General features: G+C 62.0%; 29 protein-coding genes. 16 read left to right on the top strand and 13 right to left on the bottom strand.

Annotated features, from left to right (window positions below; genetic code table 11):
* Positions 1 to 46 precede the first annotated feature (46 nt).
* Positions 47 to 1,198 carry a ribonucleotide-diphosphate reductase subunit beta gene (locus VPH40_RS14085; protein WP_071322017.1) on the top strand — a complete coding sequence of 384 codons (1,152 nt, stop codon included), beginning with the start codon at positions 47 to 49 and terminating at the stop codon, positions 1,196 to 1,198.
* Positions 1,199 to 1,917: 719 nt separating this feature from the next.
* Here the strand turns inward: VPH40_RS14085 and VPH40_RS14080 are convergent.
* Both VPH40_RS14080 and VPH40_RS14075 read right to left on the bottom strand, forming a co-directional pair.
* Positions 1,918 to 2,229: a hypothetical protein gene (locus tag VPH40_RS14080; protein WP_328573725.1), complete on the bottom strand. Its 312-nt coding sequence runs from the start codon at positions 2,227 to 2,229 to the stop codon at positions 1,918 to 1,920.
* Complete coding sequence (locus tag VPH40_RS14075; protein WP_328573724.1) at positions 2,190 to 3,053, bottom strand: hypothetical protein; 864 nt, start codon at positions 3,051 to 3,053, stop codon at positions 2,190 to 2,192. The genes VPH40_RS14080 and VPH40_RS14075 overlap by 40 nt, the downstream gene beginning before the upstream one ends.
* A 253-nt stretch (positions 3,054 to 3,306) precedes the next feature.
* Between VPH40_RS14075 and VPH40_RS14070 the strand changes: the two genes are divergently transcribed.
* A complete protein-coding gene (locus VPH40_RS14070; RefSeq protein WP_305058733.1) occupies positions 3,307 to 3,840 on the top strand; it encodes a YggT family protein in 534 nt (177 codons plus the stop codon).
* 49 nt (positions 3,841 to 3,889) lie between these two features.
* On the opposite strand, the gene VPH40_RS14065 is transcribed toward VPH40_RS14070, so the two are convergent.
* From VPH40_RS14065 to VPH40_RS14030, 8 genes are all read right to left on the bottom strand, one after another.
* Entirely contained in the window at positions 3,890 to 4,828 is a 939-nt protein-coding gene (locus tag VPH40_RS14065; protein WP_034746615.1) for a carbohydrate kinase family protein, read from the bottom strand.
* Positions 4,829 to 4,839: 11 nt separating this feature from the next.
* A complete protein-coding gene (locus tag VPH40_RS14060) occupies positions 4,840 to 6,111 on the bottom strand; it encodes a DUF3426 domain-containing protein (protein ID WP_328573723.1) in 1,272 nt (423 codons plus the stop codon).
* A gap of 8 nt (positions 6,112 to 6,119) precedes the next feature.
* On the bottom strand, positions 6,120 to 7,064 hold the full coding sequence (gene prmA, locus VPH40_RS14055) for a 50S ribosomal protein L11 methyltransferase (protein WP_328573722.1): 945 nt from the start codon (positions 7,062 to 7,064) through the stop codon (positions 6,120 to 6,122).
* On the bottom strand, positions 7,061 to 8,476 hold the full coding sequence (accC, locus tag VPH40_RS14050; protein ID WP_099666524.1) for an acetyl-CoA carboxylase biotin carboxylase subunit: 1,416 nt from the start codon (positions 8,474 to 8,476) through the stop codon (positions 7,061 to 7,063). The genes prmA and accC overlap by 4 nt, the downstream gene beginning before the upstream one ends.
* A 101-nt stretch (positions 8,477 to 8,577) precedes the next feature.
* Positions 8,578 to 9,042, bottom strand: a complete 465-nt coding sequence (gene accB / locus VPH40_RS14045; protein WP_077408497.1) for an acetyl-CoA carboxylase biotin carboxyl carrier protein — start codon at positions 9,040 to 9,042, stop codon at positions 8,578 to 8,580.
* A 91-nt stretch (positions 9,043 to 9,133) separates the two neighbouring features.
* On the bottom strand, positions 9,134 to 9,571 hold the full coding sequence (aroQ, locus tag VPH40_RS14040) for a type II 3-dehydroquinate dehydratase (RefSeq protein WP_034746628.1): 438 nt from the start codon (positions 9,569 to 9,571) through the stop codon (positions 9,134 to 9,136).
* Between the two features lie 82 nt (positions 9,572 to 9,653).
* On the bottom strand, positions 9,654 to 10,208 hold the full coding sequence (locus VPH40_RS14035) for a TlpA family protein disulfide reductase (protein ID WP_328573721.1): 555 nt from the start codon (positions 10,206 to 10,208) through the stop codon (positions 9,654 to 9,656).
* A gap of 19 nt (positions 10,209 to 10,227) precedes the next feature.
* Positions 10,228 to 10,866 carry a hypothetical protein gene (locus VPH40_RS14030; protein ID WP_328573720.1) on the bottom strand — a complete coding sequence of 213 codons (639 nt, stop codon included), beginning with the start codon at positions 10,864 to 10,866 and terminating at the stop codon, positions 10,228 to 10,230.
* 115 nt (positions 10,867 to 10,981) lie between these two features.
* Here VPH40_RS14030 and mpl point away from each other — a divergent pair, with 115 nt between their 5' ends.
* From mpl to mtgA, 7 genes are all read left to right on the top strand, one after another.
* Positions 10,982 to 12,370 (top strand): UDP-N-acetylmuramate:L-alanyl-gamma-D-glutamyl-meso-diaminopimelate ligase, encoded by a 1,389-nt coding sequence (gene mpl / locus VPH40_RS14025; RefSeq protein ID WP_305062762.1) that lies wholly within the window; start codon positions 10,982 to 10,984, stop codon positions 12,368 to 12,370.
* Entirely contained in the window at positions 12,367 to 12,951 is a 585-nt protein-coding gene (locus VPH40_RS14020) for a YqiA/YcfP family alpha/beta fold hydrolase (RefSeq protein WP_289903512.1), read from the top strand. Before mpl ends, VPH40_RS14020 begins: the two co-directional genes overlap by 4 nt.
* On the top strand, positions 12,948 to 13,562 hold the full coding sequence (locus VPH40_RS14015) for a chorismate--pyruvate lyase family protein (protein ID WP_305062760.1): 615 nt from the start codon (positions 12,948 to 12,950) through the stop codon (positions 13,560 to 13,562). Before VPH40_RS14020 ends, VPH40_RS14015 begins: the two co-directional genes overlap by 4 nt.
* 2 nt (positions 13,563 to 13,564) lie before the next feature.
* Entirely contained in the window at positions 13,565 to 15,655 is a 2,091-nt protein-coding gene (locus VPH40_RS14010) for a ribonuclease catalytic domain-containing protein (RefSeq protein ID WP_328573719.1), read from the top strand.
* A gap of 137 nt (positions 15,656 to 15,792) precedes the next feature.
* Positions 15,793 to 16,650 carry an energy transducer TonB family protein gene (locus tag VPH40_RS14005; RefSeq protein ID WP_289913189.1) on the top strand — a complete coding sequence of 286 codons (858 nt, stop codon included), beginning with the start codon at positions 15,793 to 15,795 and terminating at the stop codon, positions 16,648 to 16,650.
* Positions 16,647 to 17,489, top strand: a complete 843-nt coding sequence (aroE, locus tag VPH40_RS14000; RefSeq protein WP_328573718.1) for a shikimate dehydrogenase — start codon at positions 16,647 to 16,649, stop codon at positions 17,487 to 17,489. The genes VPH40_RS14005 and aroE overlap by 4 nt, the downstream gene beginning before the upstream one ends.
* Complete coding sequence (mtgA, locus tag VPH40_RS13995; RefSeq protein WP_442906654.1) at positions 17,471 to 18,217, top strand: monofunctional biosynthetic peptidoglycan transglycosylase; 747 nt, start codon at positions 17,471 to 17,473, stop codon at positions 18,215 to 18,217. The genes aroE and mtgA overlap by 19 nt, the downstream gene beginning before the upstream one ends.
* Positions 18,218 to 18,281: 64 nt before the next feature.
* On the opposite strand, the gene VPH40_RS13990 is transcribed toward mtgA, so the two are convergent.
* Positions 18,282 to 18,440: a hypothetical protein gene (locus VPH40_RS13990; protein ID WP_161789554.1), complete on the bottom strand. Its 159-nt coding sequence runs from the start codon at positions 18,438 to 18,440 to the stop codon at positions 18,282 to 18,284.
* On the opposite strand from VPH40_RS13990, the gene corA reads away from it, so the two are divergent.
* Both corA and VPH40_RS13980 read left to right on the top strand, forming a co-directional pair.
* Positions 18,439 to 19,404, top strand: a complete 966-nt coding sequence (gene corA, locus VPH40_RS13985; RefSeq protein WP_077408488.1) for a magnesium/cobalt transporter CorA — start codon at positions 18,439 to 18,441, stop codon at positions 19,402 to 19,404. The genes VPH40_RS13990 and corA overlap by 2 nt on opposite strands.
* A 309-nt stretch (positions 19,405 to 19,713) precedes the next feature.
* Positions 19,714 to 20,430, top strand: a complete 717-nt coding sequence (locus VPH40_RS13980) for an HAD family hydrolase (protein ID WP_305054007.1) — start codon at positions 19,714 to 19,716, stop codon at positions 20,428 to 20,430.
* 2 nt (positions 20,431 to 20,432) lie between these two features.
* On the opposite strand, the gene hemL is transcribed toward VPH40_RS13980, so the two are convergent.
* Positions 20,433 to 21,722 carry a glutamate-1-semialdehyde 2,1-aminomutase gene (gene hemL, locus VPH40_RS13975; protein WP_099666534.1) on the bottom strand — a complete coding sequence of 430 codons (1,290 nt, stop codon included), beginning with the start codon at positions 21,720 to 21,722 and terminating at the stop codon, positions 20,433 to 20,435.
* 50 nt (positions 21,723 to 21,772) lie between these two features.
* Positions 21,773 to 22,630 (bottom strand): bifunctional hydroxymethylpyrimidine kinase/phosphomethylpyrimidine kinase, encoded by an 858-nt coding sequence (thiD, locus tag VPH40_RS13970; RefSeq protein WP_289900301.1) that lies wholly within the window; start codon positions 22,628 to 22,630, stop codon positions 21,773 to 21,775.
* A 96-nt stretch (positions 22,631 to 22,726) separates the two neighbouring features.
* Here thiD and VPH40_RS13965 point away from each other — a divergent pair, with 96 nt between their 5' ends.
* The 5 genes from VPH40_RS13965 (at position 22,727) to VPH40_RS13945 (ending at position 26,658) form a co-directional block, all read left to right on the top strand.
* Positions 22,727 to 22,879 carry a rubredoxin gene (locus VPH40_RS13965; RefSeq protein WP_010401308.1) on the top strand — a complete coding sequence of 51 codons (153 nt, stop codon included), beginning with the start codon at positions 22,727 to 22,729 and terminating at the stop codon, positions 22,877 to 22,879.
* A gap of 85 nt (positions 22,880 to 22,964) precedes the next feature.
* Positions 22,965 to 23,387 (top strand): response regulator, encoded by a 423-nt coding sequence (locus VPH40_RS13960; protein ID WP_328573716.1) that lies wholly within the window; start codon positions 22,965 to 22,967, stop codon positions 23,385 to 23,387.
* Between the two features lie 36 nt (positions 23,388 to 23,423).
* Entirely contained in the window at positions 23,424 to 23,789 is a 366-nt protein-coding gene (locus tag VPH40_RS13955) for a response regulator (protein WP_077408483.1), read from the top strand.
* A gap of 2 nt (positions 23,790 to 23,791) precedes the next feature.
* Positions 23,792 to 24,421 (top strand): chemotaxis protein CheW, encoded by a 630-nt coding sequence (locus VPH40_RS13950; RefSeq protein ID WP_328573715.1) that lies wholly within the window; start codon positions 23,792 to 23,794, stop codon positions 24,419 to 24,421.
* Complete coding sequence (locus VPH40_RS13945) at positions 24,421 to 26,658, top strand: methyl-accepting chemotaxis protein (RefSeq protein WP_328573714.1); 2,238 nt, start codon at positions 24,421 to 24,423, stop codon at positions 26,656 to 26,658. The genes VPH40_RS13950 and VPH40_RS13945 overlap by 1 nt, the downstream gene beginning before the upstream one ends.
* Position 26,659: the final 1 nt, after the last annotated feature.

The raw sequence follows: 26,659 nt of genomic DNA, 5'->3' as shown, positions 1-26,659 counted from the left end.
GCCTGTTGCGGATCGCCGGTTCGCCGGCATGGAAAGGAAGAAGAATATGTCGTTGTCATGGGATGATGAAACCACGTCGGCAGCTGCGCCGCGTCCGGCGCAGCAAGCGCCACTGGGTAATACCGAATTGAACCTGCCGGCCGGTGCCGAGCCGTCCGAAGCGAACGCCGAGCAAGTCGCGCGCCGCGTGAATGCCGACGACAAGCGCATCATCAACGGCAAGACGGACGTCAACCAGCTGGTGCCGTTCAAGTACAAGTGGGCGTGGGACAAATACCTGGCCGGCTGCGCCAACCACTGGATGCCGCAGGAAGTGAACATGCAGCGCGATATCGAGCTGTGGAAAAACCCGAACGGCCTGACGGACGACGAGCGCCGCCTGGTCAAGCGCAACCTGGGCTTCTTCGTGACGGCCGACTCGCTGGCCGCCAACAACATCGTGCTGGGTACCTACCGCCACATCACGGCGCCGGAATGCCGCCAGTACCTGCTGCGCCAGGCGTTCGAGGAAGCGATCCACACGCACGCCTACCAGTACATCGTCGAATCCCTGGGCCTGGACGAAGGCGAGATCTTCAACGCCTACAACGAAGTCAAGTCGATCCGCGACAAGGATGAATTCCTGATTCCGTTCATCAACACCCTGACCGACCCGGCGTTTGTCACCGGCACGGTGGAAAATGACCAGAAGCTGCTCAAATCCCTGATCGTGTTTGCCTGCCTGATGGAAGGCCTGTTCTTCTACGTCGGCTTCACGCAGATCCTGGCGCTGGGCCGCCAGAACAAGATGATGGGCGCGGCCGAGCAGTACCAGTACATCCTGCGCGACGAATCGATGCACTGCAACTTCGGCATCGACTTGATCAACACGATCAAGATGGAAAACCCGCAGCTGTGGACGGCCGCCTTCCGTGAAGAGATCAAGGACCTGTTCATGAAGGCCGTGGAACTGGAATACGCGTACGCGGAAGACACCATGCCGCGCGGCGTGCTGGGTCTGAACGCGCCGATGTTCAAGGGCTACCTGCGCTTCATCGCCAACCGCCGCGCGCAGCAGATCGGCATCGAGCCGCTGTTCGCCCAGGAAGAAAATCCGTTCCCGTGGATGAGCGAAATGATCGACATGAAGAAGGAACGTAACTTCTTCGAAACGCGCGTGACCGAGTATCAAACCGGTGGTGCGCTGAACTGGGAGTAACCCTTTTTCAGTCAACGCCCAAAAGCGCCGTCATCGAGACGGCGCTTTTTTTTCGTCAGCATGGCGGCGGAAAAATGCGTGCCTCATCGCGTCATGCGACGAGGTTTGCAGCAGGATTTTCGGCTGCCGCGAATGGCCGCATCGCGGGCCCCAAAAATCATTTCCGGAGACGCTGGCGGCGGCATTTGCCGCGCGATTGTGCGATAGCACGCGTAACGTGCAAAAAAGCGGGCGAAAACGTGTCGTGCCGGTTGCGCATTGACAAGGTTTTCGTGTACTTTATGAGATTGCAAATGCGAGCGTTAGAATGCGGGGTTTTTTAACCAGCGCGGTAGCGAAAAAACCTCGCAAAACAGGGATACAGATTTACACGGATATGCACAAAACCACACCGTTTTCGTCTGCCGCCGTGCCCGAATTTTTTCAGGCATGGCGGTTTTTTATTTGACGGATGGGTGTTGTGGCGAGCGCGATGCGAGGAGCGAAAAAACGCACGGCATCGAAAACGAATGACCGAATTCAGACTTTGCCACCAGCTGCGAGATAAAGCAGGGTGGCACCGACGATGGCTGAAGTGCTGCAAACGTGAGGAGTTGCAGCAGTTCAGCTGGTGCCGAATTCATTAGCGCAAACGACCGTTTGTGCCGATGAATAATTCGCCTGGCCTATCCCTGTGGTGGGTCGGACGGGTTTAAATCTTGTAGCTTAAATTTCTCATCTCAGATGAAGGAGAGACAAATGGCAACAGCCGCTAAGAAATCAGAAGTAAAGAAACCAGCCGCCAAGGCTGCTCCTGCCGCGAAGAAGCCGGCAGCCGCAGCGAAGACGGTTGCCGCTAAACCAGCTGCCAAAGCCGCAGCAAAACCAGCCGCCAAACCAGTCGCCAAAGCCGCAGCCAAGCCTGCAGCAAAAGTGGCTGCCAAGCCAGTAGCGAAAGCCGCAGCGAAACCAGCGGCCAAGGCAGCAGCAAAACCGGCCGCCAAGCCAGCAGCTAAAGCCGCAGCGAAACCTGCAGCGAAACCTGCAGCCAAGGCAGCAGCCAAACCTGTCGCGAAAAAAGCCGCAGCCAAACCAGCCGCCAAGCCAGCCGCCAAGCCAGCAGCAAAAGCCGCAGCAAAACCAGCGGCCAAGGCAGCAGCCAAGCCAGCGGTGAAAAAAGCTGCAGCGAAACCTGCAGCCAAGGCAGCAACCAAGCCAGCAGCGAAAAAAGTCGTCGCCAAGGCAGCAGCCAAGCCGGCCGCCAAAGCAGCAGCGAAACCTGCAGCAAAAGCAGCAGCCAAGCCAGCGGCAAAAGCAGCAGCGAAGCCAGCAGCAAAAGCAGCAGCCAAGCCAGCAGTGAAAAAAGCCGCAGCGAAACCTGCAGCCAAGGCAGCAGCGAAACCGGCCGCCAAGGCGGCAGCCAAGCCAGCAGCGAAAAAAGTCGTCGCCAAGGCAGCAGCCAAGCCGGCCGCCAAAGCCGCAGCCAAGCCAGCGGCCAAAGCAGCAGCCAAGGCAGTAGCGAAGCCAGCAGCAAAAGCTGCAGCCAAGCCAGCGGCCAAGGTGGCAGCGAAGCCAGCAGCGAAAGCGGCAGCCAAACCTGCGGCCAAGGTGGCAGCGAAGCCAGCAGCCAAGGTAGCAGCCAAGCCAGCAGCGAAAGTCGCAGCCAAGCCGGCAGCCAAAGCAGCAGCGAAACCTGCCGCCAAGGTCGCAGCAAAACCTGCAGCCAAGCCAGCAGCCAAGGTAGCAGCGAAGCCAGCAGCAAAAGCTGCCGCCAAGCCGGCAGCGAAAGCCGCAGCGAAACCTGCCGCCAAGCCAGCTGCAGCGCCAGTCGTGGCAGCCGCACCAGCCGCAGCGCCGGCAGCAGCTCCAGCGGCACCAGCCGCCGTGGCAGCCAAGCCAGCAGCCAAGAAGGCCGCGCCTAAAAAGGCCGCACCGAAGAAGGCAGCTCCTGTCGCCAAGCCATCGGCGCCTATCGCACCTGTAGCAAAAACCGTGTTGGCGCCGGCTGCAGCCTGGCCATTCCCAACCAGCACCCGCCCATCGTAATTTCTGCGATACGGGTGCCTGGATGAGGCAACACGCCGCTGTGTGACTCAATCACACAGCGGTTTTTTTTTGGAGAATTAGTCGTGCTGATCGTTATCCTTACATTGATCGTTGATACCATCGCCACCTTGCTGGGCGGCGTGTTGCTGCTGCGCTTCTGGATGCAGGCGGTGCGCGTGCGGCCGCCCTCGTCGGTGGCGCAATTCACGTTTCAATTGTCCGACTGGCTGGTGCGCCCCCTGCGCCGCGTGGTGCCGGGCGTGGGCGGGTATGACTGGGCCAGCCTGATCGGCGCCTTCCTGATCGTGCTGCTGGCCAGCTCGGTGCTGTTTATTGCCGGCTATCCCGTCGAGGTGGTACTGCTCAAGTCGCTGCAACGCTTCCTGCAATGGATACTCTACGGTTTCATGGCCTTGCTGATCATCGAAGCCATCTTCAGCTGGGTCAACCCGCATGCGCCGCTGGCGCCGTTCGTACGGGCCCTGAACGAGCCGCTGCTGCGTCCGATCCGCAAGGTCGTGCCGCTGGTCGGCAGCCTGGACCTGTCTTTGCTGGTGGCGTTGATCTTGCTGCAGATTGCGCAAGTGCTGGTGGGGATGATTATTGTATTGAGGTAAAACGAGGAGGTCGGCCTGGCGCTAGCGCACAAGCCGACCGGACTACATATTAATAGCGGTAACCGAACGCCGCTTCGAACTGGTCGGCGATGCTTTCCGGCGTAAATACGTGGTTTTGCGCGCCTTGGGTGGCGATCTTGATGGCGCCCAGCAGGCTGGCCAGGCGGCCGCTGGTTTCCCAGCCCAGGTCGTTGGTGATGCCGAACAGCAAGCCAGCACGGTAGGCATCGCCGCAACCGGTCGGATCCAGCACTTCCTTGGCGGTCACGACAGGAATGTCGATGCGCTTGCCGTCCGTATAGATTTCCGATCCTTTTTCGCCACGCGTGACGATCAGCGCTTCCAGGCGGCTGGCGATGTCCGGCAGGGTCAGGCCCGTGCGTTCCATCAACATCTCCATTTCATAGTCGTTGGCCGACACATACGTGGCTTTGTTGATGAAGTCGATCAACTGTTCGCCATTGAAACGTGGCAACTGCTGGCCCGGGTCGAACATGAAGGGAATGCCCAGCTCGGCCAGGTCGGCGGCGTGCTTGAGCATGCCCTGGTCGCCATCCGGCGAAATGATGGCCACCTTGGCCGGCCCCGCATTGGCGATCGGGTTTTCATGCGCAAACGACATGGCGCCCGGGTGGAAGGCGTTGATCTGGTTATTGTCCGCGTCGGCCGTAACGAAGCATTGCGCGTTGTAGCTGTCGGCCTTGATCAGGATGTTGGCGGTGGAAATGCCCAGCTTTTGCAGGCGCTCCAGGTAGGCGGCGCTATCTTGCCCCATGACGCCGACGATGCGCGGGTCGCCGCCCAGCATTTTCAGGCTGTAGGCGATGTTGCCCGAGCAGCCGCCGAACTCCGTGCGCATGGTGGGCACGAGGAAGGAGACGTTTACCTTGTGCAACTGGTCGGCCAGCAGGGATTCGCCGAAGCGGCCGGGGAATTGCATGATGGTGTCGGTGGCAAGCGAGCCGCAGATCAGCGATGTTTTGGTCATGATAGTGTCTGTTAAGGGTAAAAGATGGCGATATGGTAGCCAGACGCCGTGAGCTGGTCTAATGCAAAGTACAGTTTGATGGCTTGTTCCGAACGCGGCGCAAACCCCGTGCTCACGTCGATCGTGGCCGGCAGGTAGTCGCGCGGCGCGATTACGCGGCGCAAGACCGGTTTGTCGTTGGCGTCGTTGAGGATCAGTTCGATGCTGGGCCAGGCTTGCACGCTACGGCCCTGGTTGCGCAGCAGCGAGACGTAGGAAAAGGTTTGGTCCTTCAAAGTTTGCAACTCGCCTTGCTCGATGGCCAGCGCCTCGATTTGCGCCGGCAAGTCGACCTGGCAGCCACTGAGCTTGCACAGCGCTACCAGGGTCGGTTTCCACTGCGGAAATTGCGCCGCCAGCGGATTGCGGAAGGTGGTCATTACTTGCAGGAATAATAATAGCAGCAGTACCACCGAGCCGAGGGCCATGGCCACGCGCAAGGCCTTGCCGCTCTGTTCGCGGCGCCGGCCCAATGTCACAAAGGCCGGCTCGTCGTCGGCCGGCGGCTGGATGGGTTCTTCCTGCTCTTCGGCGGCATCCGGCGTAATGGGGGGGACGGGCAGCGGGTCGGCCAGCGTGGGTTCCCGGCGCGCGGGGCTGGTTGCGGCAGGCGCCGCCGGCAGGGGCTTGTCGAGGTTGACTTTTTCGGCGGCAGGCAATGTCGGGGCCACTGGGGTTGCCGCCGCTTCCAGGTTCGGTTCGCGGCGGCTATCGCGCAAATACGTGGCGAAGGCGGGCGCGTCATCGATCTGGCGGCGCTTGAAGGGCGCCATTAGCTGGGGCAACGGTGGTTCGGGCAGTTCTGCCGGTGTTTCTACTGGTGTTGCTTCAGGTATATCGAGCGGTGCGGCGGCCGGCACGTGGTCCAGCGCCTCGTCGGGCAGGGCCACGTCGAGGTCCAGCTCGATGTGCTCGCCATCGTCTGCATCGTCCTTGAGCTGCGCCGTTTCCGGCAAGATGCCGAATGGGTCGAACGAGGTATCGAAGTCGAGGGAATAAATGGGTTCGTCGTCCGTGGAGGACGGCAGGCTGTTGTCGATCGGGTAACTGGTCGACAGGGGGGCGGCAGTGCCGGGGCCGGATGTTAAAAACGGCGATGCCGCAGCTGGATCGACCAGCGCGGCATTGCCGTCAAAGACTTCCCTGCACGTGCCGCAGCGCACGATGCCCCCACGTAACTTCAACTGGTCAGCAGCGACCCGAAATATCGTGTTGCAATGGGGGCATTTGGTGGCGAGGGCCATTGCTGTGCTTATGCACCTTCCGCGCGGGGCGCAGGTGCTTGCGTGCTGCCCAGGCGGCCATGCAGGGCCACCCAACCGTCTTGCTCGGCCCATACACCCAGCTGGATGAACGGTGCGTAGGCAGCGGCCACTTCTTCCGCCTGGCGTGCCAGCACGCCGGACAGGATCAGGGCGCCGCCGTCGGCAACGCGGCCCGACAGCATCGGTGCCATCAGTTTCAATGGGCTCGACAGGATGTTGGCGACGACGATGTCAAACTTGGCCGTGGCGTGTGCCGAAGTGGCAAACGTGTCTGGCAAGAAATATTCGATCTCGCACTGGTTGCGTGCGGCATTGTCGCGCGCCGATTCGATCGCTTGCGGGTCGATATCGACGCCGGCGACCGTTTGCGCGCCGAGCTTCTTGGCCACCATGGCCAGGATGCCGGAACCGCAACCGTAGTCGAGCACGGTCTTGCCGGGAGCAGGGGTCGCTTCCAGCCATTCCATGCACAGGCGCGTGGTCGGGTGGCTGCCCGTGCCGAAAGCCAGGCCAGGGTCCAGTTCCAGGATCAGGCCGTCAGGATCCGGTGCCTCGTGCCAACTGGGCACGACCCAGATATTCTTGCCGATGTGAATCGGTGCGAATTGCGACTGCGTCAGGCGCACCCAGTCCTGCTCTTCCACGGGGCGCATGGTAAAGACAGGTACGTCCGTCATGCCGACCGCCTGGGCGGCGGCGGCCACGATGGCGGCCTGGTCGGCGTCGACGTCCGTCAGCGCCACCACACGGCTGCGTTCCCACGCCGCTTCCTTCGGTTCCATGCCGGGCTCGCCAAACAAGGGCTGCTCGGCATCCGTGCCTTCATCGGCGTCTTCCACCGACACCGACAGGGCGCCCGCTTCCATCAGCGCGTCGGACATGGCCTCGGCGTTGTCGCGGGCAATTTCAATGACGATTTCCGTCCAGCTCATGCGCCCGCCTTGATTTCGGATTTCTTGGCGATGCTGGGGCTGCCGCTATTCAGGTTCTTGCCCAGGTCCGGCATATCGGCCAGTTTCTGTTCCAGATAGTGAATGTTGGTGCCGCCTTCGATGAAGCGCGCGTCGATCATCAGTTCGCGGTGCAGGGCGATATTCGTGTTGATGCCTTCGACCACCATTTCGGACAGGGCGATCTGCATGCGGCGGATCGCTTGCTCGCGCGTGGCGCCGTAAGCGATCACTTTGCCGATCATCGAGTCGTAGTGCGGCGGCACGTAGTAGCCGGCGTAGGCGTGCGAGTCGACGCGGATGCCGGGGCCGCCCGGTGCATGCCACGAGACGATCTTGCCTGGCGATGGCGTGAACTTGAACGGATCTTCCGCGTTGATACGGCACTCGATGGCGTGGCCCGACAGCAAGACGTCGCGCTGGCGGAAACGCAGTTTTTCGCCGGCGGCGATGCGGATCTGCTCTTGCACGATGTCGATGCCGGTGATCATCTCGGTGACCGGATGTTCCACTTGCACGCGGGTATTCATTTCAATGAAATAGAACTCGCCGTTTTCGTACAGGAATTCGAACGTGCCGGCGCCGCGGTAGCCGATCTTGCGGCACGCTTCGGCGCAACGGTCGCCAATTTTCTCGATCAGCTTGCGCGGGATGCCCGGCGCCGGTGCTTCTTCGATCACTTTCTGGTGGCGGCGCTGCATGGAGCAGTCGCGCTCGCCCAGCCAGACGGCGTTCTTGTGTTCGTCGGCGAGGATCTGGATTTCCACGTGGCGCGGATTTTCCAGGTACTTCTCCATATATACTTCAGGATTGCCGAAGGCCGTGCCGGCTTCCGTCTTGGTCATCGCCACGGCGTTGATCAGGGCCGCTTCCGTGTGCACCACGCGCATGCCGCGTCCGCCACCGCCGCCGGCGGCCTTGATGATGACCGGGTAGCCGATCTTGCGGGCAATTTGCACGATCGCTTTCGGATCGTCCGGCAACGCGCCTTCCGAGCCGGGGACGCACGGTACGCCAGCCTTGATCATGGTTTGCTTGGCCGACACTTTGTCGCCCATCAAGCGGATCGATTCGGAGCGGGGGCCGATGAAGACGAAGCCCGATTTCTCGACGCGTTCGGCAAAGTCGGCATTTTCCGACAGGAAGCCATAGCCTGGGTGAATCGCTTGCGCATCCGTCACTTCAGCGGCGCTGATGATGGCGGGCATGTTCAGGTAGCTCAGGGACGACTGGGCCGGGCCGATACAAACGGATTCGTCGGCCAGCTTGACGTATTTCGCGTCCTTGTCGGCTTCGGAGTGGACTACAACCGTTTTAATGCCCATTTCGCGGCAGGCGCGCTGAATACGGAGGGCAATTTCACCACGGTTGGCAATCAGGATTTTTTCAAACATGGTAGGTTCGCGTATGTCTGTGAGAGCCGGCGAGCCGGCGAAACAACAAGTGTGAGGGGCTAAAACTGCAAACGGCCGTTGCCGGCCGTGTGGACTGGGTTTTAGCCGATCACAAACAAGGGTTGACCGAATTCGACCGGTTGGCCGTTTTCGACCAGGATCTGGGTCACGACACCGGCTTTATCGGAGTCGATTTCATTCAGGAGCTTCATCGCTTCGATGATGCACAGGGTATCACCTTCCTTGACGGTCGAGCCCACTTCAACATAGGCGGCGCTGCCAGGAGCGGAAGAGCGGTAGAAGGTACCGACCATCGGCGACTTGACCACATAGCCCGTTGGCTCGGCGGCGACCACGACGGCGGCTGCCGCAGCGGGAGCGGCGGCTGGCGCGGCTGGCTGGTATTGGGCTGGCATGCCTTGCGGCTGCATCATGACCATCTGGTTTTGCGGCATGGCCGACGATTTGACGATGCGAACCTTGCTTTCGCCTTCGGTAACTTCCAGCTCTGCGATATCCGATTCGGCGACCAGGTCGATCAAGGTCTTGAGTTTTCGTAGATCCATGTAAAACCCCTAGGAATGTAGTTTGTTTTATGAGTGATGCGGTGATGTCCAAGAACCTATCGCCGCGCTAAATGCGTGCAGATCGCGTAGATTAACGTTTTTTAAGCGCAAAGTCGATGGCAAACCGATATCCATCGATACCCAGGCCGCAGATCGTCCCCTGCGCGATCGCGCTGAGAAATGAGTGATGTCGAAACGTTTCGCGTTGATAAATATTCGAGATATGGACTTCCACGAACGGGATGGCGACCCCGGCCAGCGCATCGCGCAAGGCAACGCTGGTATGGGTCAGGCCGCCCGGATTGATGACGATGGCATCGATCCCTTCCGCTCGCGCGGCATGGATGCGGTCGATCAGCGCGCCTTCATGGTTGCTTTGAAAGCAAACCAAGTCGGCACCGGCCGCCATGGCTTGCGCCATTGCTGCCTGCTCGATATCGGCCAAGGTGCTGGCGCCGTAGACCTCAGGCTCGCGCGTTCCCAGCAAATTCAGGTTGGGACCGTTGAGCAGAAGGAGGTTTTTTGCCATGTATGGAAGACCGTTTTAGCGAAAGTTCCGCATTTTGCCGCCAAAGATACGCATTGGCAAGAGAAAAAAGCACGCTCCGAATTTACAATTTATCCAGATCGGCGCGCAACTGATCAAATTTCAAGCGGCCCAGATAGGTCTTTTTGACTTCGCCATCGGCGCCGATCAGCACCGTAAAGGGCAAACCGCCCGTGGCATTGCCAAAATGACGCGACAGGTCGGTGCCGCTCATGCCGGACACATACACGGGATAGGCGATCTTGACCTTGCTGGCAAAAGTGGCAATATTACTGGCCGAATCGATACCGATGCCGATCACCTGCAGGTTTTTCGCCGCATAATGGCCTTGCACTTCGGATAACTCTGGCATTTCTTCCACGCAAGGGGGGCACCACGGCGCCCAGAAATTCACCAGCAGGTTTTTTCCTTTCCATTGCGACAAGACTTGCGTGACGCCCGCCGCGTCCGGCAGGGACAGCGCATACAGTTCGTTGACGGGACCCTTCGCGCCTGGCGCGATGGCGGTCGTCTGCGGTCCCGCTTCTTTCGCTTTTTCCTTGCTCAAACCGACGTAAGCACCCATGCCGCCGAACATCAGCGCCACGATGGCGCAGGCGATCCAATTCTTTTTTGTCATAACTTTATCTATATCAATGTTAGTCGGCAGCCGGCACGCCGTCGGCGAGGCTGGTGGCCAGCAGGCCGCGCAACCCGGCGATGTCGGTGCGCAGCACTTTTCCATCCGCCTTGGCTTTCAGCGCGCCGCGCATATCGTCGAGTTCATACATGGCCGCGTGCACGCCTTCGTTTTTCCACAAGAAACTGGCTGTCTCGACCGCATCATAACGCGCTCCCTTGAAATGCGGGCTTTCCGACATGTCGAGCACGACATTTTTATTCAGCAAGAAGATGTGGATGTCCTTGGCGCTCTCGGCAAACAGCTGCAAATAGATCTCGTCATGGGGGCCGGCCGTGCCATTGAGCACGGGGCCGCTGAGCAGGGGATGAAATTGTTGCAACGCTTCCATCACCTGCAACGCAATCGTGCGCAGCTGGAACAATCGCGCCGGCTGGCTGTCGGCCAGAAACAGGGCATTGTATTGCCGCACCTGTTCCTCGATCATGTCGTTGTCCGGCAAGATATTGGGGCGGTTCGGCGCGTCCCCCAGGACTTGCCGCGCCGCCTTGCGCTTGGCGCTGCCATAGTCGGCGCCATCCTGCGCCACGAGGCGCGCGGCAGCGGCGGCGATTTCCAGGCGCAACTGCGCGCTATCGTCAAATGCATCGTTCGTCATGAGCGAGATGATACTCTGAAGCGGAAAAAGTCATGGCGTCAGGTAAAATCCTGCACTTGCTGTTTTTTATCTCACCGTCTTACTTACTTAAGCGTGCACCTTTCGCACTGATCACATGCATATTCATATTCTCGGCATTTGCGGTACCTTCATGGGCGGCCTGGCTGTCCTGGCCAAGGAAGCCGGCCATAAAGTCACTGGTTGCGATGCCAACGTGTATCCGCCGATGAGCACCCAGCTGGAATCGCAGGGAATCGAACTGATCCAGGGCTTTGATCCGGAACAAACCAAGCTGAACCCGGATTTGTATGTGATTGGCAATGTGGTCTCGCGCGGCAACCCGCTGGTGGAAGAAATCCTCAACCGCAGCCTGCCGTATGTGTCCGGCCCCCAGTGGATCGGCGAACACATCTTGCGCAACAAGTGGGTGCTGGCCGTGGCCGGCACGCATGGCAAGACGACAACGTCGGCCATGCTGGCCTGGATACTCGAAGACGCGGGCTACGCGCCGGGCTTCCTGATCGGCGGCGTGCCGATGAACTTTGGCATTTCCGCCCGCCTCAGCGGCAAGATCGACGGCAAAAGCGCCGATTCGGACTTCTTCGTCATCGAAGCCGATGAATACGACACGGCTTTCTTCGACAAGCGCAGCAAGTTCGTGCATTACCACGCGAAGACGGCCATCATGAATAACCTGGAATATGATCACGCCGACATCTTCCCCGATCTGCACGCGATCGAGACGCAATTCCACCATCTGGTACGGACCGTGCCCGGCATCGGCCGCCTCGTGTTCAACGGCGACGAAGCGTCGCTGCAGCGCGTGCTGGCGCGCGGTTGCTGGAGCGAAAAAGAAAGTTTCGGCCAAGATGCCAACTGGCAACTGCAAGAGCAGGCCGATGGCAGCTTCGACGTGTACTTCAATGGCCAGCAGGAAGGCCATGTGGCGTGGGCGCTCACGGGCAAGCACAACCGCAGCAATGCGCTGGCGGCCATCGCCGCCGCGCGCCACGTGGGTGTGCCGATTGCCCAGGCGTGCGTCTCGCTGGCCACGTTCGAGAGCGTCAAGCGCCGCATGGAAGTGCGCGGCGAGGTCAACGGCATTACCGTGTACGACGATTTCGCGCATCACCCGACGGCCATTGCCACCACCGTGGGCGGGCTGCGCCAAAAAATGAACCAAACCATCGGCAACATCGGCCGCATCCTGGCCGTGCTGGAGCCGCGTTCGAACACCATGAAGCTGGGCGCCATGAAAGATGCGCTGCCCGGCAGCCTGAAGGATGCCGACCTGGTCTTCGGTTTCGGCAGCCATGCCGCGCTGGGCTGGAGCCTGGGCGACGCGCTGGCGCCGCTGGGCCAGATTGCCAGCGCCTATGAAGACATCGATGCGCTGGTAGCGGCCGTGGCAGCTGCCGCCCGTCCCGGCGACCAGATCGTCGTCATGAGCAACGGCGGCTTTGGCGGCGTGCACCAGAAGTTGCTGGAGGCGCTGGGCCGATGATTCTGTACCTGCATGGATTTCGCTCGTCGCCCCTGTCGATGAAGTCGCGCCTGCTGGCCGCGCAGATGCAGGCGCTGGGCCGCGAAGCAGAATGGCTGTGCCCGCAGTTGCCGGCCTCGCCCAAGCTGGCCATCGAACTGGCCTTGTCGCTGGTCAAGGAGGTGGCGCCGGCCGACCTGACGATTATCGGCTCCTCGCTGGGCGGCTATTACGCCACCTGGCTGGCCGAACAGCTCGGTTGCCGCGCCGTGCTGCTCAATCCGGCGATTGTTCCCCTGATTGACCTGGAACAACATGTGGGCGTGACGACCGAATTCCATTCGGACAAGCCATTCGAGTTCAAGCGCGAATACATCGATGAGCTGCGTACGTTTGCTGTAGAGAAAATTACGCAGCCGCAACGTTATTTCCTGATTGCCGCCACGGGCGATGAAGTACTCGACTACCGCGACATGGTGGCGCATTATCAGGGGGCGCAGCAGTGCGTTATCGATGGCAGCGACCATGGCATCAGCGAATTTGCCGCATACCTGGCGCCCGTGCTGGCCTTTTGCGGCATCGACGCGGACTCTGCCCGGTGAGGCCGGGTTCGCTGCGCCAGGCGCAATGGCATGCGCACGTGAATGCCGTTAATGCGCCGCCGGCCTTGCGCCACTGGCTGACGGGCGGCGGTTCGCTGACGGCCAAGCTGAAAGCGCATAGCAGCGCGTTCCGCGTGCAATGTTTGCATCAGGAAACATCGCGCTGTTTGACCGACGAGGCCGCCATCATCGGTTTGCACCGTGCGGGCCGGGTGTGGGAACGCGAAGTGCTGTTGCGTTGTGATAACAAACCGGCCGTGTTTGGCCATACCGTCGTGCCCATGCAGGCGACGGCCACGGACTGGCCCTTGTTTTCCGCGCTGGGCGAGCGTTCGCTGGGCACGACCCTGTTTGGCGACCGCATGGTACGGCGCGGTGAACTGGAATTTGCCCGCTTGCGCGCCGGGCACCCGCTGGTGCAGCGGGCGCAGGCGGCGCTGGCAGGGGACGGGCAGCGCGTCGGTGACAAGTCGCTGTTTTTTGCCCGCCGCTGCCTGTACCAGCGTCACCAGGGGTTGCTGCTGGTAACCGAAGTATTTTTGCCGGCGGTGCTGGAGTTGACGTCCGTCACTCGCACCGTTGCAACCGACACATTAATAAACAAAGCATAACAATGAATCTATTTTTTGAAGAATCCGGCGATTTCAAGGTCGGCACGGTCCTGTCGCAAGCGGGTGAAGCGTACCAGGTCGAAATGGCCAGCGGCAAGCGCACCAAGGTCAAGGTCAAGGATGTGCTGCTGCAGTATGAAAAGCCGTCCCCGGCCGAGCTGCTCGAGCAAGCCAAGACTGTTGCTGCCGAGATCGACCTCGATTTCCTGTGGGAAGTGGCGGGCGAAGACGAGTTCGGCTTTGCCGAGCTGGGCGCCGAGTATTTCGGTCACGCACCATTGCCGCCGGAAGCTGCCGGCCTGATCCTGGCCTTGCATTCGGCGCCCGTGTATTTCTACAAGAAGGGCCGTGGCCGCTACAAGGCGGCGCCGGAAGCGTCCCTGAAGGCGGCCCTGGCCGGCATCGAAAAGAAAAAACAGCAGGCGCTGGTGCAAGCCGCGTATGTGGAAGAGCTGAAACAGAACCGCTTGCCTGCCTCCATGCAGCCGATGGTGCTGCAACTGCTGTTCAAGCCGGACAAGAACACCATCGAATACAAGGCACTGGAAGCGGCGTGCACGGAATTGCACACGACGCCGCCGCGCCTGATGCTGGCCGTCGGTGGTATTGCTTCGCCGAAAGACTTGCACCTGTCGAAATTCCTCTTCGAAAATTTCCCGAAAGGCGCCGGCTTCCCGAGCGTACCCGTGCCATCCGTGACGGCCAAGCTGCCACTGGCCGACGTGGCCGCCTTCTCGATCGACGACGTGACCACGACCGAGATCGACGATGCTTTCTCCGTGCAACCGTTGCCGGACGGCACCGTGAAAGTAGGTATTCACATCGCCGCGCCGGGCCTGGGCATCCGTCCGGAAGACGTGATCGACAAGATGGCGCGCCAGCGCATGTCGACCGTCTACATGCCGGGCGACAAGATCACCATGCTGCCGGATGAAATCGTGAATGCTTTCACGCTCGCGGAGGGCACGACGTGCCCGGCCCTGTCGCTGTACGCCACGCTGGACCCGAAAGCGGACTGGGCAGTTGTCAGCACGCACACGCGCGCGGAACTGGTGCCGATCGCCAGCAATTTGCGCCATAACCAGCTCGACGACCTGGTCAACGAGGAAACCCTGGCCAGCGGCGAAGGCGAGTATCCGCACAAGGCCGATTTTGCCGTGCTGTGGCAATGGGCGCAGCAGCTGGAACAGGGCCGCATGAAAAAGCGCGAAGCGTTTGGCTTGAAGCCGGAGCAGAATAACCGCGTTGATTTCAATTTCTATGTGGAAAATGATATCGTCACCGTGGCGCGCCGCAAGCGTGGCGCGCCGCTGGACAAGATCGTTGCCGAATTGATGATTTTTGCCAACAGTACCTGGGGCAAGATGCTGCACGACCATGGCGTGCCGGGCATCTACCGCAGCCAGGGCGGCGGCAGCGGCAATAGCTGGGCGGCAAAGATGCAGGTGCGCATGGTCACCCATGCTGCGCCGCACCAGGGCCTGGGCGTGGATCAGTACGCGTGGAGCACCTCGCCCTTGCGCCGCTACACGGACCTGGTGAACCAGTGGCAAATCATCGCCTGCGCCGAGCATGGCGTGACGGCGCCGCTGGTCGCCCCGTTCAAGCCGCGCGACGCGAATTTGTTCGCCATCGTCTCGGCCTTCGACGCCGCGTATGCCGCGTATGGCGATTTCCAGTCGAACATGGAACGCTACTGGTGCTTGCGCTGGCTGCACCAGGAAAACGCGCGCCAGGTCGATGCCGTCGTCTTGAAGGATGAAATCTTGCGCCTGGTCGACCTTCCGCTGGTCATCAAGCTGCCGGGCATGCCATCGGTGGCGCGCGGCGCCCAGGTGAAACTGGACTTGCTGCGCTGGGATGAAGTCGACCTGAGCATCGAAGCGCGCCTGCTGGAAATCGCCGCCGTGCCGGACGCGGCGGCCGACGACGCCGAGCTCGACTACGAGGAAGATGCGGGCGACGAAGGCGCCGACGAGGGCGATGTGGCGCCGGAAGCCTCGCCGGAAGCGGCCAACCAGGTCAGCGATGCCGAGGCGGAAGTGGCGGAACTGGCCAGCGAAGACGTGGTCAGCGAACCCGGGGTCAAGTAAGGCGTCCGTCAGGCCATCAGGCGGTGCTGAAAACTGTTGCCGGCACCGCCCTTTGACGTAGAATTCAGCCATCTTGTATCTTGTGCTTGTTGCGAACTGGGTTGCGCGTGAAGTCTTTCCGAGAGAATCGTTTCCTGATGATAGCCGTGGCGGTATCGCTGCTGGCGCACGGCGCCTTGCTGGCGATGCATTTTGTCGCCCCGCCGCCGCAGCGGGCCGTGGCTACCGATCCCGGCCTGGAAGTGATCCTGGTCAATGCCAAGCATGCGAACAAGCCGCTGAAGGCCGAGGCGCTGGCGCAAGCCAACCTCGACGGTGGTGGACAGGCCGACAAGGGGCGCGCCAAGTCGCCCTTGCCCGACATGCGCAAGGTGGAAGAGGGCGACAGCGTCAAGGCCAGCGCCCGGCGCATTGCCGAACTGGAACAAAAACAGCAGGAATTGCTGACGCAGGCGGCCAAGCCGACGCCTTACAGCGCCGCGCCCGTCACGGAAAAGGACAAGCCCAATCCCCTGGCCAGCGGCTCGGACTTGATGGAAAGCAGTAAGGCCATCGCCCGCATGGCGGCCGAAATCAGCCAGACCGTGGAAGACCAGAATAAACGTCCGCGCAAGACTTTTATTACGCCCAGCACGCAGGAAGTCGGCTATGCCATGTATTACAAGACCCTGCAAAAGCGCATCGAGGAAATCGGCACCCTGAATTTCCCGCAAAAGAATGGCCGCAAGATGTATGGCGAACTGGTCGTCTATATCCCCATCTTCCAGGACGGCACGATTTACCAGAAGGAAGGCGGCGCCCGCGTGGAAAAAAGCTCGGGCAACCCGGCGCTCGATGCGGCGGCTCTGGCCATCGTGCGCCGCGCGGCGCCGTATGGTCGTTTTCCACCGAATATGTTGTCGAGTGACAAGGATGACCTGTGGGTCGTCATCACCCGCTTCAAATTTACGCGCGAAGAAAAAATGGAAGCTAACCTGACTGGCGGCAGCAATTGAGCAAGCAAAACATTTATCCCGATCAATATTGCGTCTTCGGCAATCCCATCGCCCACAGCAAGTCCCCCTTGATCCACGCCGCGTTTGCCTTGCAGACAGGCCAGGCCATGGTCTACGATCGCCGGCTGGCGCCGCTCGACGGTTTTGCCCTGGCGGCCCGTACGTTTGCCGCCGAGGGCGGCAAGGGCGCGAACGTGACGGTGCCTTTTAAACTGGACGCGTGCGCGCTGGCCACCGAGTTGACGCCGCGTGCGCAAGCGGCCGGCGCCGTCAATACCTTGCGTTTCGATAATGAAACCATTCTTGGCGACAATACCGATGGCGCGGGCCTGGTGGCGGACATCGTGCGCAACGCGGGCGTGAGCGTCGCGGGCAAGCGCATCCTGCTGCTGGGCGCCGGCGGCGCGGCGCGCGGCGTCGTACTGCCCTTGCTGGAGCAGGGGCCGCAGGAAATGTTCATTGCCAACCGCACCGTGGCCACGGCCGAGGCGCTGGTGGCGCAGTTTGCCGATGCGCTGGCGCACCCCGGGCAGCTGCGCGCCGGCAGCTTCGCGCAGCCCGATGGCCAGTTCGATATCGTCATCAATGCCACCTCGGCCAGCCTGGCGGGCGACTTGCCGCCCGTGCCGCCGGGTATTTTCGGCCGCCACACCCTGGCGCTGGACATGATGTACGGCGCCCAGCCCACCGTCTTCATGGACTTTGCCGCCCAGCATGGCGCGCAGGTGCGCGACGGCCTGGGCATGCTGGTGGAACAGGCGGCCGAAGCGTTTTACGTGTGGCGCGGCGTGCGGCCGCAGACGCAGGATTTGCTGGCGCAATTGCGCAGTGCCCTGTGAGCGCCGGCAAGAAGGGCGCGCGCAAGGGCGGCAGCGGCAGCCGCTACGGCTGGATCAAGTGGCTGCTCATCCTGCCCGTGCTGGCGTTTATCGTCGTGCAACTGTATTTCTTCCTGCAAATCTGGTGGTGGGTCGACCATAACCCGTCCAGCACGGCTTTCATGCGCGAACAGTTGTCTGTCTTGCAGGACAAGAATCCCAACGCCACCATCCAGCAGACGTGGGTGCCGTACAACCGCATTTCGAACAACCTGAAACGGGCCGTCATCGCCTCGGAAGACGCGAATTTTTCCGAGCATGAAGGCGTGGACTGGGAAGCCTTGCAAAAGGCATATGAAAAAAACAGCAAGAAGCAGAAGGTCGTGGCGGGCGGCTCCACCATCACGCAGCAACTGGCGAAGAATCTGTTCCTTTCCGGCTCGCGCAGCTATGTGCGCAAGGGCCAGGAATTGATCATCACGTATATGCTGGAAAGCCTGATGGAGAAGCAGCGCATTTTCGAGATTTATTTGAATGTGGTGGAGTTTGGCACGGGCATCTTTGGCGCCGAAGCGGCCGGACGCCACTATTACCGGGTCAGCGCGGCGGGTCTGAGCGCCGGACAGGCGGCAAAACTGGCCGTGATGCTGCCGAATCCCCGCTATTATGACCGTCACCGCGATACGGGCTACCTGAACCGGCGTACCAGTGTCATCCTGCGCCGCATGGGGGTGGCGGAATTGCCTTGAGGATAGTGGAATTTCTTTTCATAAAATCAAGGATGCCTGATTGGCATTATTGCGGCGCAGCATCTTAATCGGCCCGGTTGGTGCAACGCCGCACTTTTTCCGTGAAAAAGCGGTGCCGGGGGTGGTCGTGAAAAGGCCTTTGCGGGTACACTTGCGCTGTTTTCATTTTTGGCGCCAGCGCCAGCACATCACGATAACCCAACATCCGGCTGAGAGCGCGCATGATCAATGTCTTTGTATTACAGAATGGCCGGCTCAACCAGGTGCCGATCGACAGCCGCGCAGACCTCGAAAATGCCGAACCGGTGTGGGTCGACCTGACCGACCCCACCGATGATGAACGGGCCTGGGTCAAGGCCATCTACAACGTCACCCTGCCGGGCGAAGACGAAGTCAAGGATATTGAAGCGTCGGCCCGCTATTACGAAGCGGAAAACGGCGACTTGCATCTGCGCACGGACTTCCTGCGCGAAGAAGACGACGGTCCCTCGCGCGTCATCACGGTAGCCTTCATTCTTGCCCGCAAGATCCTGTTTTCCATGCATACGGACGACTTGCCCGTGTTCCGCCTGGTGCGCATGCGCGCCCGTTCGCGGCCAGGCTCGATTGCCGACTACATGGACGTGCTGCTCGACCTGTACGCCACCGATGCCGAATACTCGGCCGACGTGCTCGAAGGCATCTACCAGAACCTGGAAGAAGTCAGCACGCGCGTGCTGCAAAAGGAATTTACGGATGCGCACGCGGCCGAAGCGCTGAATGCCATTGCCCACGAGGAAGATTTGAATGGCCGCATCCGCCGCAACATGATGGATACGCGCCGCGCCGTGAGCTTTCTGATGCGCGGCCGGCTGCTCAATTCCGAGCAATTCGAGGAAGCGCGGCAGATCTTGCGCGACATCGAATCGCTGGACGGTCACACGTCTTTCCTGTTTGATAAGATCAACTTCCTGATGGATGCCACTGTCGGTTTCATCAACATCAACCAGAACAAGATCATCAAGATCTTCTCGGTGGCCAGCGTGGCCTTCCTGCCGCCTACCCTGATCGCCAGCGTGTACGGCATGAACTTCAAGCTGATGCCGGAACTGGAATGGTCGTTCGGCTATCCGTGGGCCTGGGGCCTGATGGTCACCAGCGCCATCGCCCCCTTCCTGTACTTCCGCCACCGCGGCTGGCTGAAATAAGTCCTTGTCGCCGGGACGCGTCCGCGCCCCGGCGCTACCACCGGATCTTGTCCGGATTTCAATGCGAGCGCAGCAATTTCAAAAATCAGCGATAATCACTGGTATTGCGTGGTATTGAATTGGTATTTGCGCGTAGCCGCTTGCCTGACGCCCGATTCTTTCCCCGTTGGCTGCCTTTGGCAGAAAAGTATCGTCATTCAGACGTTTTCTGCGTGGTAGCGTCCGCCCGTTCCACCTATGATCGTTGCGATGCCAGCCTTGGCCGGCTAGCCGCCGCATTTCCCGTCACTGTTGCCTTCTGGAGAGTCCATGCCTGATACCGCCACCATCCCAACGCGCTTTACCCACCTGATCAGCGACTGCGACGGCGTGCTGGTCGACAGCGAGGCCGTGGCCCTGCAAGCGCTGCTGGAATTGCTGGGGCCGCGCCTGCCCAACCTGCCCGAGGGCGTCACCCTGCAGGGCTTGATCGAGCCGCGCCTGGGCCAGCGCCTGGTGCCGCTGATGCAGGACATCTACAAGGAGCTGGGCTTGCCGCAATTGCCGGCCGACGAGATCATGGCCATCGGCAACGCCGTCGATGTGGCATGCGATGCGCAGTTGCGCGCCGTGCCCGGCGTGGCGCAGGCGCTGGCCGCCATTCCCCTGCCCAAGGCCGTGGCCTCGAACAGCGTCAGCGCACGCGTGCTGTCGTCGCTCGAGCGGACTAGCATGGCGCCGCTGTTCGACAAGCGCGTTTTCACGCCGGACCTGGTGGGGCACGCCAAGCCGCATCCGGGCCTGTACCTGGCAGCGGCGGCTGCTTTCGGCGTGCCGCCTGGCCAGTGCCTGGTGCTGGAAGACAGCGTCACGGGCGTGACGGCCGCCGTGGCGGCGGGCATGACGGTATTGGGATTCATTGGCGGCGGGCATATCGCCGCCGGCCAGGAAGCGCGCCTGAAGGCGGCTGGCGCGCATGTCGTGTTCAGCGACATGGCCAGCCTGCCGGCGCTGGTGGCCGCGGTGATGGACACCGCGGTGGTGTAACGTTACGCGAGCTTGGCAAACACCTTGCGTGCGGCAGCGATGGTGGCGTCGATGACGGCATCGTCGTGCTGCGCCGAGACGAAGCCCGCCTCGAAGGCGGCGGGCGCAAAGTACACGCCTTCGTCCAGCATGGCGTGGAAGAAGGCATTGAACTTGCTGCGGTCGCCCGCCATCATTTCCGCGTAGCTGGTCGGCGGGGTGGCGCTGAAATAAATGCCGAACATGCCGCCGATATAGTCGGCGCAGAAGACCACGCCCGCTTCTTTGGCGGCGGCCGTCAGGCCTTCGGCCAGGCGCTTGGCCGTGGCGCCCAGCTGCTCGTAGAAGCCTGGCTGCTGGATCAGTTTCAAGGTGGCCATGCCGGCCGCCACGGCGACGGGGTTGCCGGACAAGGTACCAGCCTGGTAGACGGCGCCCAGCGGCGCCATATGGTGCATCAGCGCCGCGCTGCCGCCGAAGGCTGCCACCGGCATGCCGCCGCCGATCACCTTGCCCAGCGCCGTGAGGTCGGGCTGGATGCCGTACAGCGCCTGCGCGCCGCCCAGAGCCACGCGCAAGCCGCACATGACCTCATCGAAAATGAGCAGGGCGCCGTGCTGCGTGCACAGTTCGCGCATCGCCTGCAGGAATGCCGGCGTGGCTTTCACCAGGTTCATGTTGCCGGCCACGGGTTCGACGATGACGCAGGCGATTTCCGCGCCGAAGCTGTCGAAGGCGTCTTTCAGCTGTTCCACGTTGTTATAGTCGAGCACCAGCGTGTGCTTCACGAAGTCTTCCGGCACGCCAGCCGACGTCGGGTTGCCGAAGGTGAGCAGGCCGCTGCCCGCCTTTACCAGCAGCGAATCGGCGTGGCCGTGGTAGCAGCCTTCGAACTTGACGATCTTGTCGCGCCCCGTGGCGCCGCGCGCCAGGCGCAGGGCGCTCATGGTCGCTTCCGTGCCCGACGACACCAGGCGTACCTGCTCGATCGACGGCACCAGGCGCGTGATTTCCTCGGCCATCAGCACTTCGCCTTCGGTCGGCGCACCGAATGACAAGCCCAGTGCTGCCGCATCCTGCACCGCCTTGACTACCTCGGGGTGGGCGTGGCCGACGATGGCAGGGCCCCACGAGCCGATGTAGTCGATATAGCGCTTGCCATCCGCGTCCCAGAAGTACGGGCCTTCGGCGCGCGTGATGAAGCGCGGCGTGCCGCCCACGGAGCGGAAGGCGCGCACGGGCGAATTGACGCCGCCTGGCGTGGTTTTTTGTGCGCGGGTAAACAGGATGTCGTTCTGTGAAGTCGTCGTCATGATAATCGTGCCTTGAAAGTGGATCGTTGTCTGTGTCGTCTGGTCTGTGTCTATTGGCCGCCGCGCGGGCGCTGCTGCCGGAACAGCCGGTTCGGCACCAGCTTGCCCATGCCGTGGCGCTGTGCGTGGGCCAGTGCGCCGGTGGTGAATTCCTGCGCCGCTACGACCACCTGCGGCACATCGTCTTCGTTTTCCGCCAGGGCCAGCAGGGCGGTGGCCGCGGCCGACAGGGTGCTGCCGGCGCCGTTGAAGATGCCGGGCAGGTGCTGCCATTCGTCGTGGCGCACGACGCCGTCCTCGCCGAACAGGGTATTGGCGCGCAGCTTGCCTTCGGCCGTGCCGGATTTGCTGGCGTCGGCCGGCATGCCGGTGACGAGCACGTATTCGCAGCCCAAGGCCACCAGATAGTCGACGTCGTTTTGCAGGGTGTCGTCCGGATCGGCGTCGCGCCAGGTCTCTGCCAGGCGTTCCAGTTCCACCGGCGAGAGCACCAGCAGGGTCGTTTGCGGGATCAAGAGCTGGCGCACGGCAGTGAGGATGTCTTCGTCGTCCATGCCCTGTTCCGGCAGCGCCGAAATGAAGGGGTCGAGGATCAGCGGCACGTTCGGATAGTCGGAGACGATTTCGGCGATGGCCGTGACGTTTTCCACGCTGCCCAGCGCGCCGATCTTGATGGCGGCCACGGACATGTCTTCCAGCAGCACGCGCGCCTGGTCGGAAACCCAGTCAGGATCGACCGCCTGCACGTCTTCCACGCGCGCCGTATCGCTGATCAAGAGGCCCGTGGTGACGGACAGGCCGTGGCAGCCGAAGGCTGAAAACGTGGCCAGGTCGGCCTGGATACCGATCGCGCCGACCGGATCGGACACGCCGAAGCTTAATATGAGGGGAGAAGTTTGGTTTTGCACGGCGGGTAGATTAAGATACCTAATTCAGCATTTTACTTGATTGAAGGGTGGCAGAACGTGAGTAGCAACGAAACAACGCAGCAATTCCAAACGTGGATGTGTCTTATTTGCGGCTGGGTTTATGATGAAGCGGCCGGCCTGCCGGACGAAGACATCGCTCCGGGCACGCGTTGGGCCGATGTTCCGATGAACTGGACCTGCCCTGAATGCGGTGCGCGCAAGGATGATTTCGAGATGGTGGCGCTGTAATTGATCGCGGTCCATGGGATGCCGCTGCCGCAAGCAGGTATCGCGGCAGGCTGTGCTATGGTATGAAAGATTGTCGAATAATCACATGACGCGTCCCTTTTTGCCCGAGGCGCCGGCCGATGCCGCGTGCACCGGCACCACGATACTCGTCATCGACGACAGCGCGACGATACGCAGCGCGGCAGCGAAGATCCTGGGCCAGGCCGGTTATCGCGTGGTGGTGGCGGAAAACGGCTTCGAGGCCCTGGCCAAGATCGCTGACTGCCGGCCGGCGCTGATCGTGTGCGACATTGTGATGCCGCGCCTGGACGGCTACCGCACCTGCGCGCTGATCAAGGCCAGCGCGGCGCATCACGCCACGCCGGTGCTGATGCTGTCGTCGAAGGAGGGGCTGTTCGACCGCGCGCGCGGCGCCATGGCAGGCGCCAGCGCCTGCCTGGCCAAGCCGCTGGCGCGCGAGGCGCTGCTGGAGGCCGTGCGGCTGCACCTGGCCGGGCATTTTGAGTAAGTGGTTTTATTGATTGACAACGCAGCAAGGAAGCAGATGGCCATACACACAATTCTGATCGTCGACGACTCGCCGACAGAACGCTATTACCTGAGCGAGATCCTGGTGCGTGCCGGCTACGCCGTCCTCACGGCGCAGGATGGCGCCGACGCGCTGGCGCAACTCAAGCAGGCCAGGCCCGACCTGATCCTGATGGACGTGGTGATGCCCGGTGCGAATGGCTTCCAGATCACGCGCGCCATCGCGCGCGATCCCGAATTGCAGGACGTGCCGGTGATTATCTGCTCCAGCAAGAGCCAGGAAACGGACCGCATCTGGGGCTTGCGCCAGGGCGCGCGCGATTACCTGGTCAAGCCGGTGGTCGAAGCCGAGTTGCTGGCCAAGATCGCCGCGATTTCCTGAGCATGCAGACGATGCCAGGTCACGGCGTATCCACCGCGGCTTATCCGTCCGCCGCCATGCCATCTTTCGAGACGGGTGCGCGGCAGGGGCGCTTGCGCCAGTATCAGCTGCAATTGATCGAGCGGATACAGGCCGCGCGCAGCGGCGCGCTGGCAGCGCGCAAGGAACTGGGCGTGATGCTCGGTGGCCGGCCGTGCCTGCTCGACCTGACGCAGCTTGGCGAAATCGTCATTGCCGCCGGTGTGCAGATCCAGGGGGTGCCGCTAGCGCAGGACTGGTACCTGGGCCTGGCGGCCATGCGCGGGCGTCTGACGGGGGTCGTCGACCTGGCCCGCTACATGGGCGAAGCGGCTTGCGCGCCCGGCAATCACTGCCGCATCATCACCTTTTCTCCTCGCCTGGGCCTCAATTGCGCATTGCTGGTCGAACGCGTGCTGGGCTTGCGCCAGTTGCGCGCGATGCAGCCCGTGCAGGATACGGCGCAGGGCGTGCTCCCATCGTGGGCCGCGCAGGCGCTGCGCGACAGCGAAGGGCAGCAGTGGCTGCGCCTGGACCTGGCGCAGCTGGCGCAGTCGGCACGCTTCCTCGATGCCGGCTTTGACGGCCTCCCTGACCACAAGGATATTTGCTGATGGGTGCCCATTCCCCGATCCTGGCGGCCGGCTTGCCCGAAGCGCAGCACGCTCCGGAAGCGCCGACATCGACGGCCGACCTGCCGCTGCGCCTGCGCGACGCGCTGGGACGGCGCAAGTCGCTGGCCAGCGCGCCTGCCGGGGACTGGAAGCTGCCGCTGATCGGCCATTTTCCGCTGCAAAAGCAGCTGAGCATCCTGTCGACGGTGATGGCCCTGAGCCTGGCCGCCAGCCTGCTGTTCGTCGGGCTGAATACGCGCAGCGGCAATATTGCCTCGGCGCAGACGCAGTTGGCCAGCGATGCGCTGATGCATTCGCAGCGCATCGGCAAGGCTGCGCCGAACGCTGTGCAAGGCAATCCGGAAGCCTTCCGCCAGCTCGAGGAAAGCCGCAATGAACTGAATCAGGATTTCCGCCTGATGCTGCGCGGCGGTACGTATCACGGGCGCGATATCGGCGAGTCGCGTTCCGCCCTGTTGGCTGCGGTGGCCGACGCGCGCAAGAAGTGGGCCAGCAGCGACCGCGCGGCCAGCACCATCTTGCGCCTGAAACTGGAACTGGGCGAATTCGACAAGACCTTGCAGCAATTGAATGCGCTGTCGCCGGCGCTGCTGGCGCAGACCGAGGAAATTGCCGCGCTCAAGGTGCAGCGTGGCGGCAATGCGCGCGACCTGGCCGTCATCGGCCGCCTGATGATGCTGAGCCAGCGCATGAGCCGCAGCGCCAGCGAGTTCCTGTCGTCGGGCAGCATCAGCTCGGAAACGGCGTTCTCGCTGGGACGCGACACGACGTATTTCCGCACCGCCGTCGAAGGCCTGCTCAATGGCAGTGTGCCGCTGCAATTGGCGCCTACGCGCGACGCTGAACTGCGCGACCGGCTGGTGGCGCTGAAAGCCAGTTTCGACACTTACCAGAAGCTGGTCTCGTCGATACTCGACCGGCTCGATAAATTCAGCTCGGCGAAAAGCGCCGAACAGCTGATTTTCAACGAGAACGAGGACCTGCGCCAGCGTTTGACCCTGCTGCAGCAGATGTACCACGTGAACCAGGAAACCCTGGGCGTCGCCTTCTGGATGATGGTCGGCGGCGTGTTGCTGACCCTGATCGCGGCGGCCGGCATCGGCCGCGTGCTGCTGCAGGATTCCGTCAACCGCACGCGCGACGCCGAGCGGCGGCGCCAGGAAGCGGAAATCCTGCGCCTGCTGTCGCAGGAAAAGGAGGAGCAGGCCAAGGCCAAGAATGAGCAGAACCAGGCGGCCATCCTGCGTCTGATGAACGAATTGCAGAAGGTCGCCGACGGCGACCTGACGGTGCAGGCGACCGTCTCGGAAGACATCACGGGCGCCATCGCCGATTCCGTCAATTACACGGTCGAGGAATTGCGCGGCCTGGTGGGGCGGGTGACGGCAACGGCCGAACAGGTCAATCGCGCCTCGACGCAGGCGCAAAGCATCTCCAGCAAGCTGTTGATCGCGTCGCAGCAGCAGTCGCGCGAAATCCAGGGCGTCAGCGCCACCGTGGTCAAGATGGCCAATGCGATTACCGACGTGTCGAAATCGGCCAGTGTCTCGGCTGACGTGGCGCGCCAGTCGGTGGCTGCGGCGCAGCAGGGTTCGACGGCGGTGGAAAACGCCATCAAGGGCATGCATGAAATCCGCGAGCAGATCCAGGATACGTCCAAGCGCATCAAGCGCCTGGGCGAATCCTCGCAGGAAATCGGCGAAATCACCGAGCTCATTTCCGACATCACCGAACAGACCAACGTGCTGGCGCTGAATGCCGCCATCCAGGCGGCCTCGGCCGGCGAGGCGGGGCGCGGCTTTTCCGTCGTCGCCGAGGAAGTGCAGCGCCTGGCCGAACGCTCGGCCGCCGCCGCCAAGCAGATCGGCGCGCTGGTGCGCACCATCCAGGCCGATACCCAGGATGCGACGCGGGCGATGGAAACGTCCACGCAGGGCGTGGTCGAGGGCGCGCGCCTGTCCGACGCGGCCGGCGCAGCCTTGAACGATATCAGCCAGGTGTCGAAACACCTGGCTGAACTAATCCAGGGCATCTCGTTCGCCACCGGCACGCAGGCCGGTTCGGCCAGCGGCGTGGCCTTGAATATCCAGCATATCCTGAGCGTGACGGAGCAGACCCAGGATGGCACGCAGCAAACGGCGCAGTCGATCCATAAACTGTCGATGCTGGCGCAGGAACTGAAAAATTCGGTGTCGCGCTTCCGCGTCGCCGCCTGAA

The organism is Janthinobacterium sp. P210005 (assembly GCF_036231865.1).
In the GTDB taxonomy this organism is placed as follows: domain Bacteria; phylum Pseudomonadota; class Gammaproteobacteria; order Burkholderiales; family Burkholderiaceae_D; genus Janthinobacterium; species Janthinobacterium kumbetense.
The sequence above is the reverse complement of the archived record's forward strand: the minus strand, read 5'-3'. Positions and strand labels throughout refer to the sequence as shown.

Coding starts and splice junctions, on each gene's coding strand:
- VPH40_RS14085 (WP_071322017.1), top strand. CDS start 47: ATGTCGTTGTCATGGGATGATGAAACCACGTCGGCAGCTGCGCCGCGT.
- VPH40_RS14065 (WP_034746615.1), bottom strand. CDS start 4,828: ATGACCAAAACATCGCTGATCTGCGGCTCGCTTGCCACCGACACCATC.
- VPH40_RS14060 (WP_328573723.1), bottom strand. CDS start 6,111: ATGGCCCTCGCCACCAAATGCCCCCATTGCAACACGATATTTCGGGTC.
- prmA (WP_328573722.1), bottom strand. CDS start 7,064: ATGAGCTGGACGGAAATCGTCATTGAAATTGCCCGCGACAACGCCGAG.
- accC (WP_099666524.1), bottom strand. CDS start 8,476: ATGTTTGAAAAAATCCTGATTGCCAACCGTGGTGAAATTGCCCTCCGT.
- accB (WP_077408497.1), bottom strand. CDS start 9,042: ATGGATCTACGAAAACTCAAGACCTTGATCGACCTGGTCGCCGAATCG.
- aroQ (WP_034746628.1), bottom strand. CDS start 9,571: ATGGCAAAAAACCTCCTTCTGCTCAACGGTCCCAACCTGAATTTGCTG.
- VPH40_RS14035 (WP_328573721.1), bottom strand. CDS start 10,208: ATGACAAAAAAGAATTGGATCGCCTGCGCCATCGTGGCGCTGATGTTC.
- VPH40_RS14030 (WP_328573720.1), bottom strand. CDS start 10,866: ATGACGAACGATGCATTTGACGATAGCGCGCAGTTGCGCCTGGAAATC.
- mpl (WP_305062762.1), top strand. CDS start 10,982: ATGCATATTCATATTCTCGGCATTTGCGGTACCTTCATGGGCGGCCTG.
- VPH40_RS14020 (WP_289903512.1), top strand. CDS start 12,367: ATGATTCTGTACCTGCATGGATTTCGCTCGTCGCCCCTGTCGATGAAG.
- VPH40_RS14010 (WP_328573719.1), top strand. CDS start 13,565: ATGAATCTATTTTTTGAAGAATCCGGCGATTTCAAGGTCGGCACGGTC.
- VPH40_RS14005 (WP_289913189.1), top strand. CDS start 15,793: ATGATAGCCGTGGCGGTATCGCTGCTGGCGCACGGCGCCTTGCTGGCG.
- corA (WP_077408488.1), top strand. CDS start 18,439: ATGATCAATGTCTTTGTATTACAGAATGGCCGGCTCAACCAGGTGCCG.
- VPH40_RS13990 (WP_161789554.1), bottom strand. CDS start 18,440: ATGCGCGCTCTCAGCCGGATGTTGGGTTATCGTGATGTGCTGGCGCTG.
- VPH40_RS13980 (WP_305054007.1), top strand. CDS start 19,714: ATGCCTGATACCGCCACCATCCCAACGCGCTTTACCCACCTGATCAGC.
- hemL (WP_099666534.1), bottom strand. CDS start 21,722: ATGACGACGACTTCACAGAACGACATCCTGTTTACCCGCGCACAAAAA.
- VPH40_RS13965 (WP_010401308.1), top strand. CDS start 22,727: ATGTGTCTTATTTGCGGCTGGGTTTATGATGAAGCGGCCGGCCTGCCG.
- VPH40_RS13960 (WP_328573716.1), top strand. CDS start 22,965: ATGACGCGTCCCTTTTTGCCCGAGGCGCCGGCCGATGCCGCGTGCACC.
- VPH40_RS13955 (WP_077408483.1), top strand. CDS start 23,424: ATGGCCATACACACAATTCTGATCGTCGACGACTCGCCGACAGAACGC.
- VPH40_RS13950 (WP_328573715.1), top strand. CDS start 23,792: ATGCAGACGATGCCAGGTCACGGCGTATCCACCGCGGCTTATCCGTCC.
- VPH40_RS13945 (WP_328573714.1), top strand. CDS start 24,421: ATGGGTGCCCATTCCCCGATCCTGGCGGCCGGCTTGCCCGAAGCGCAG.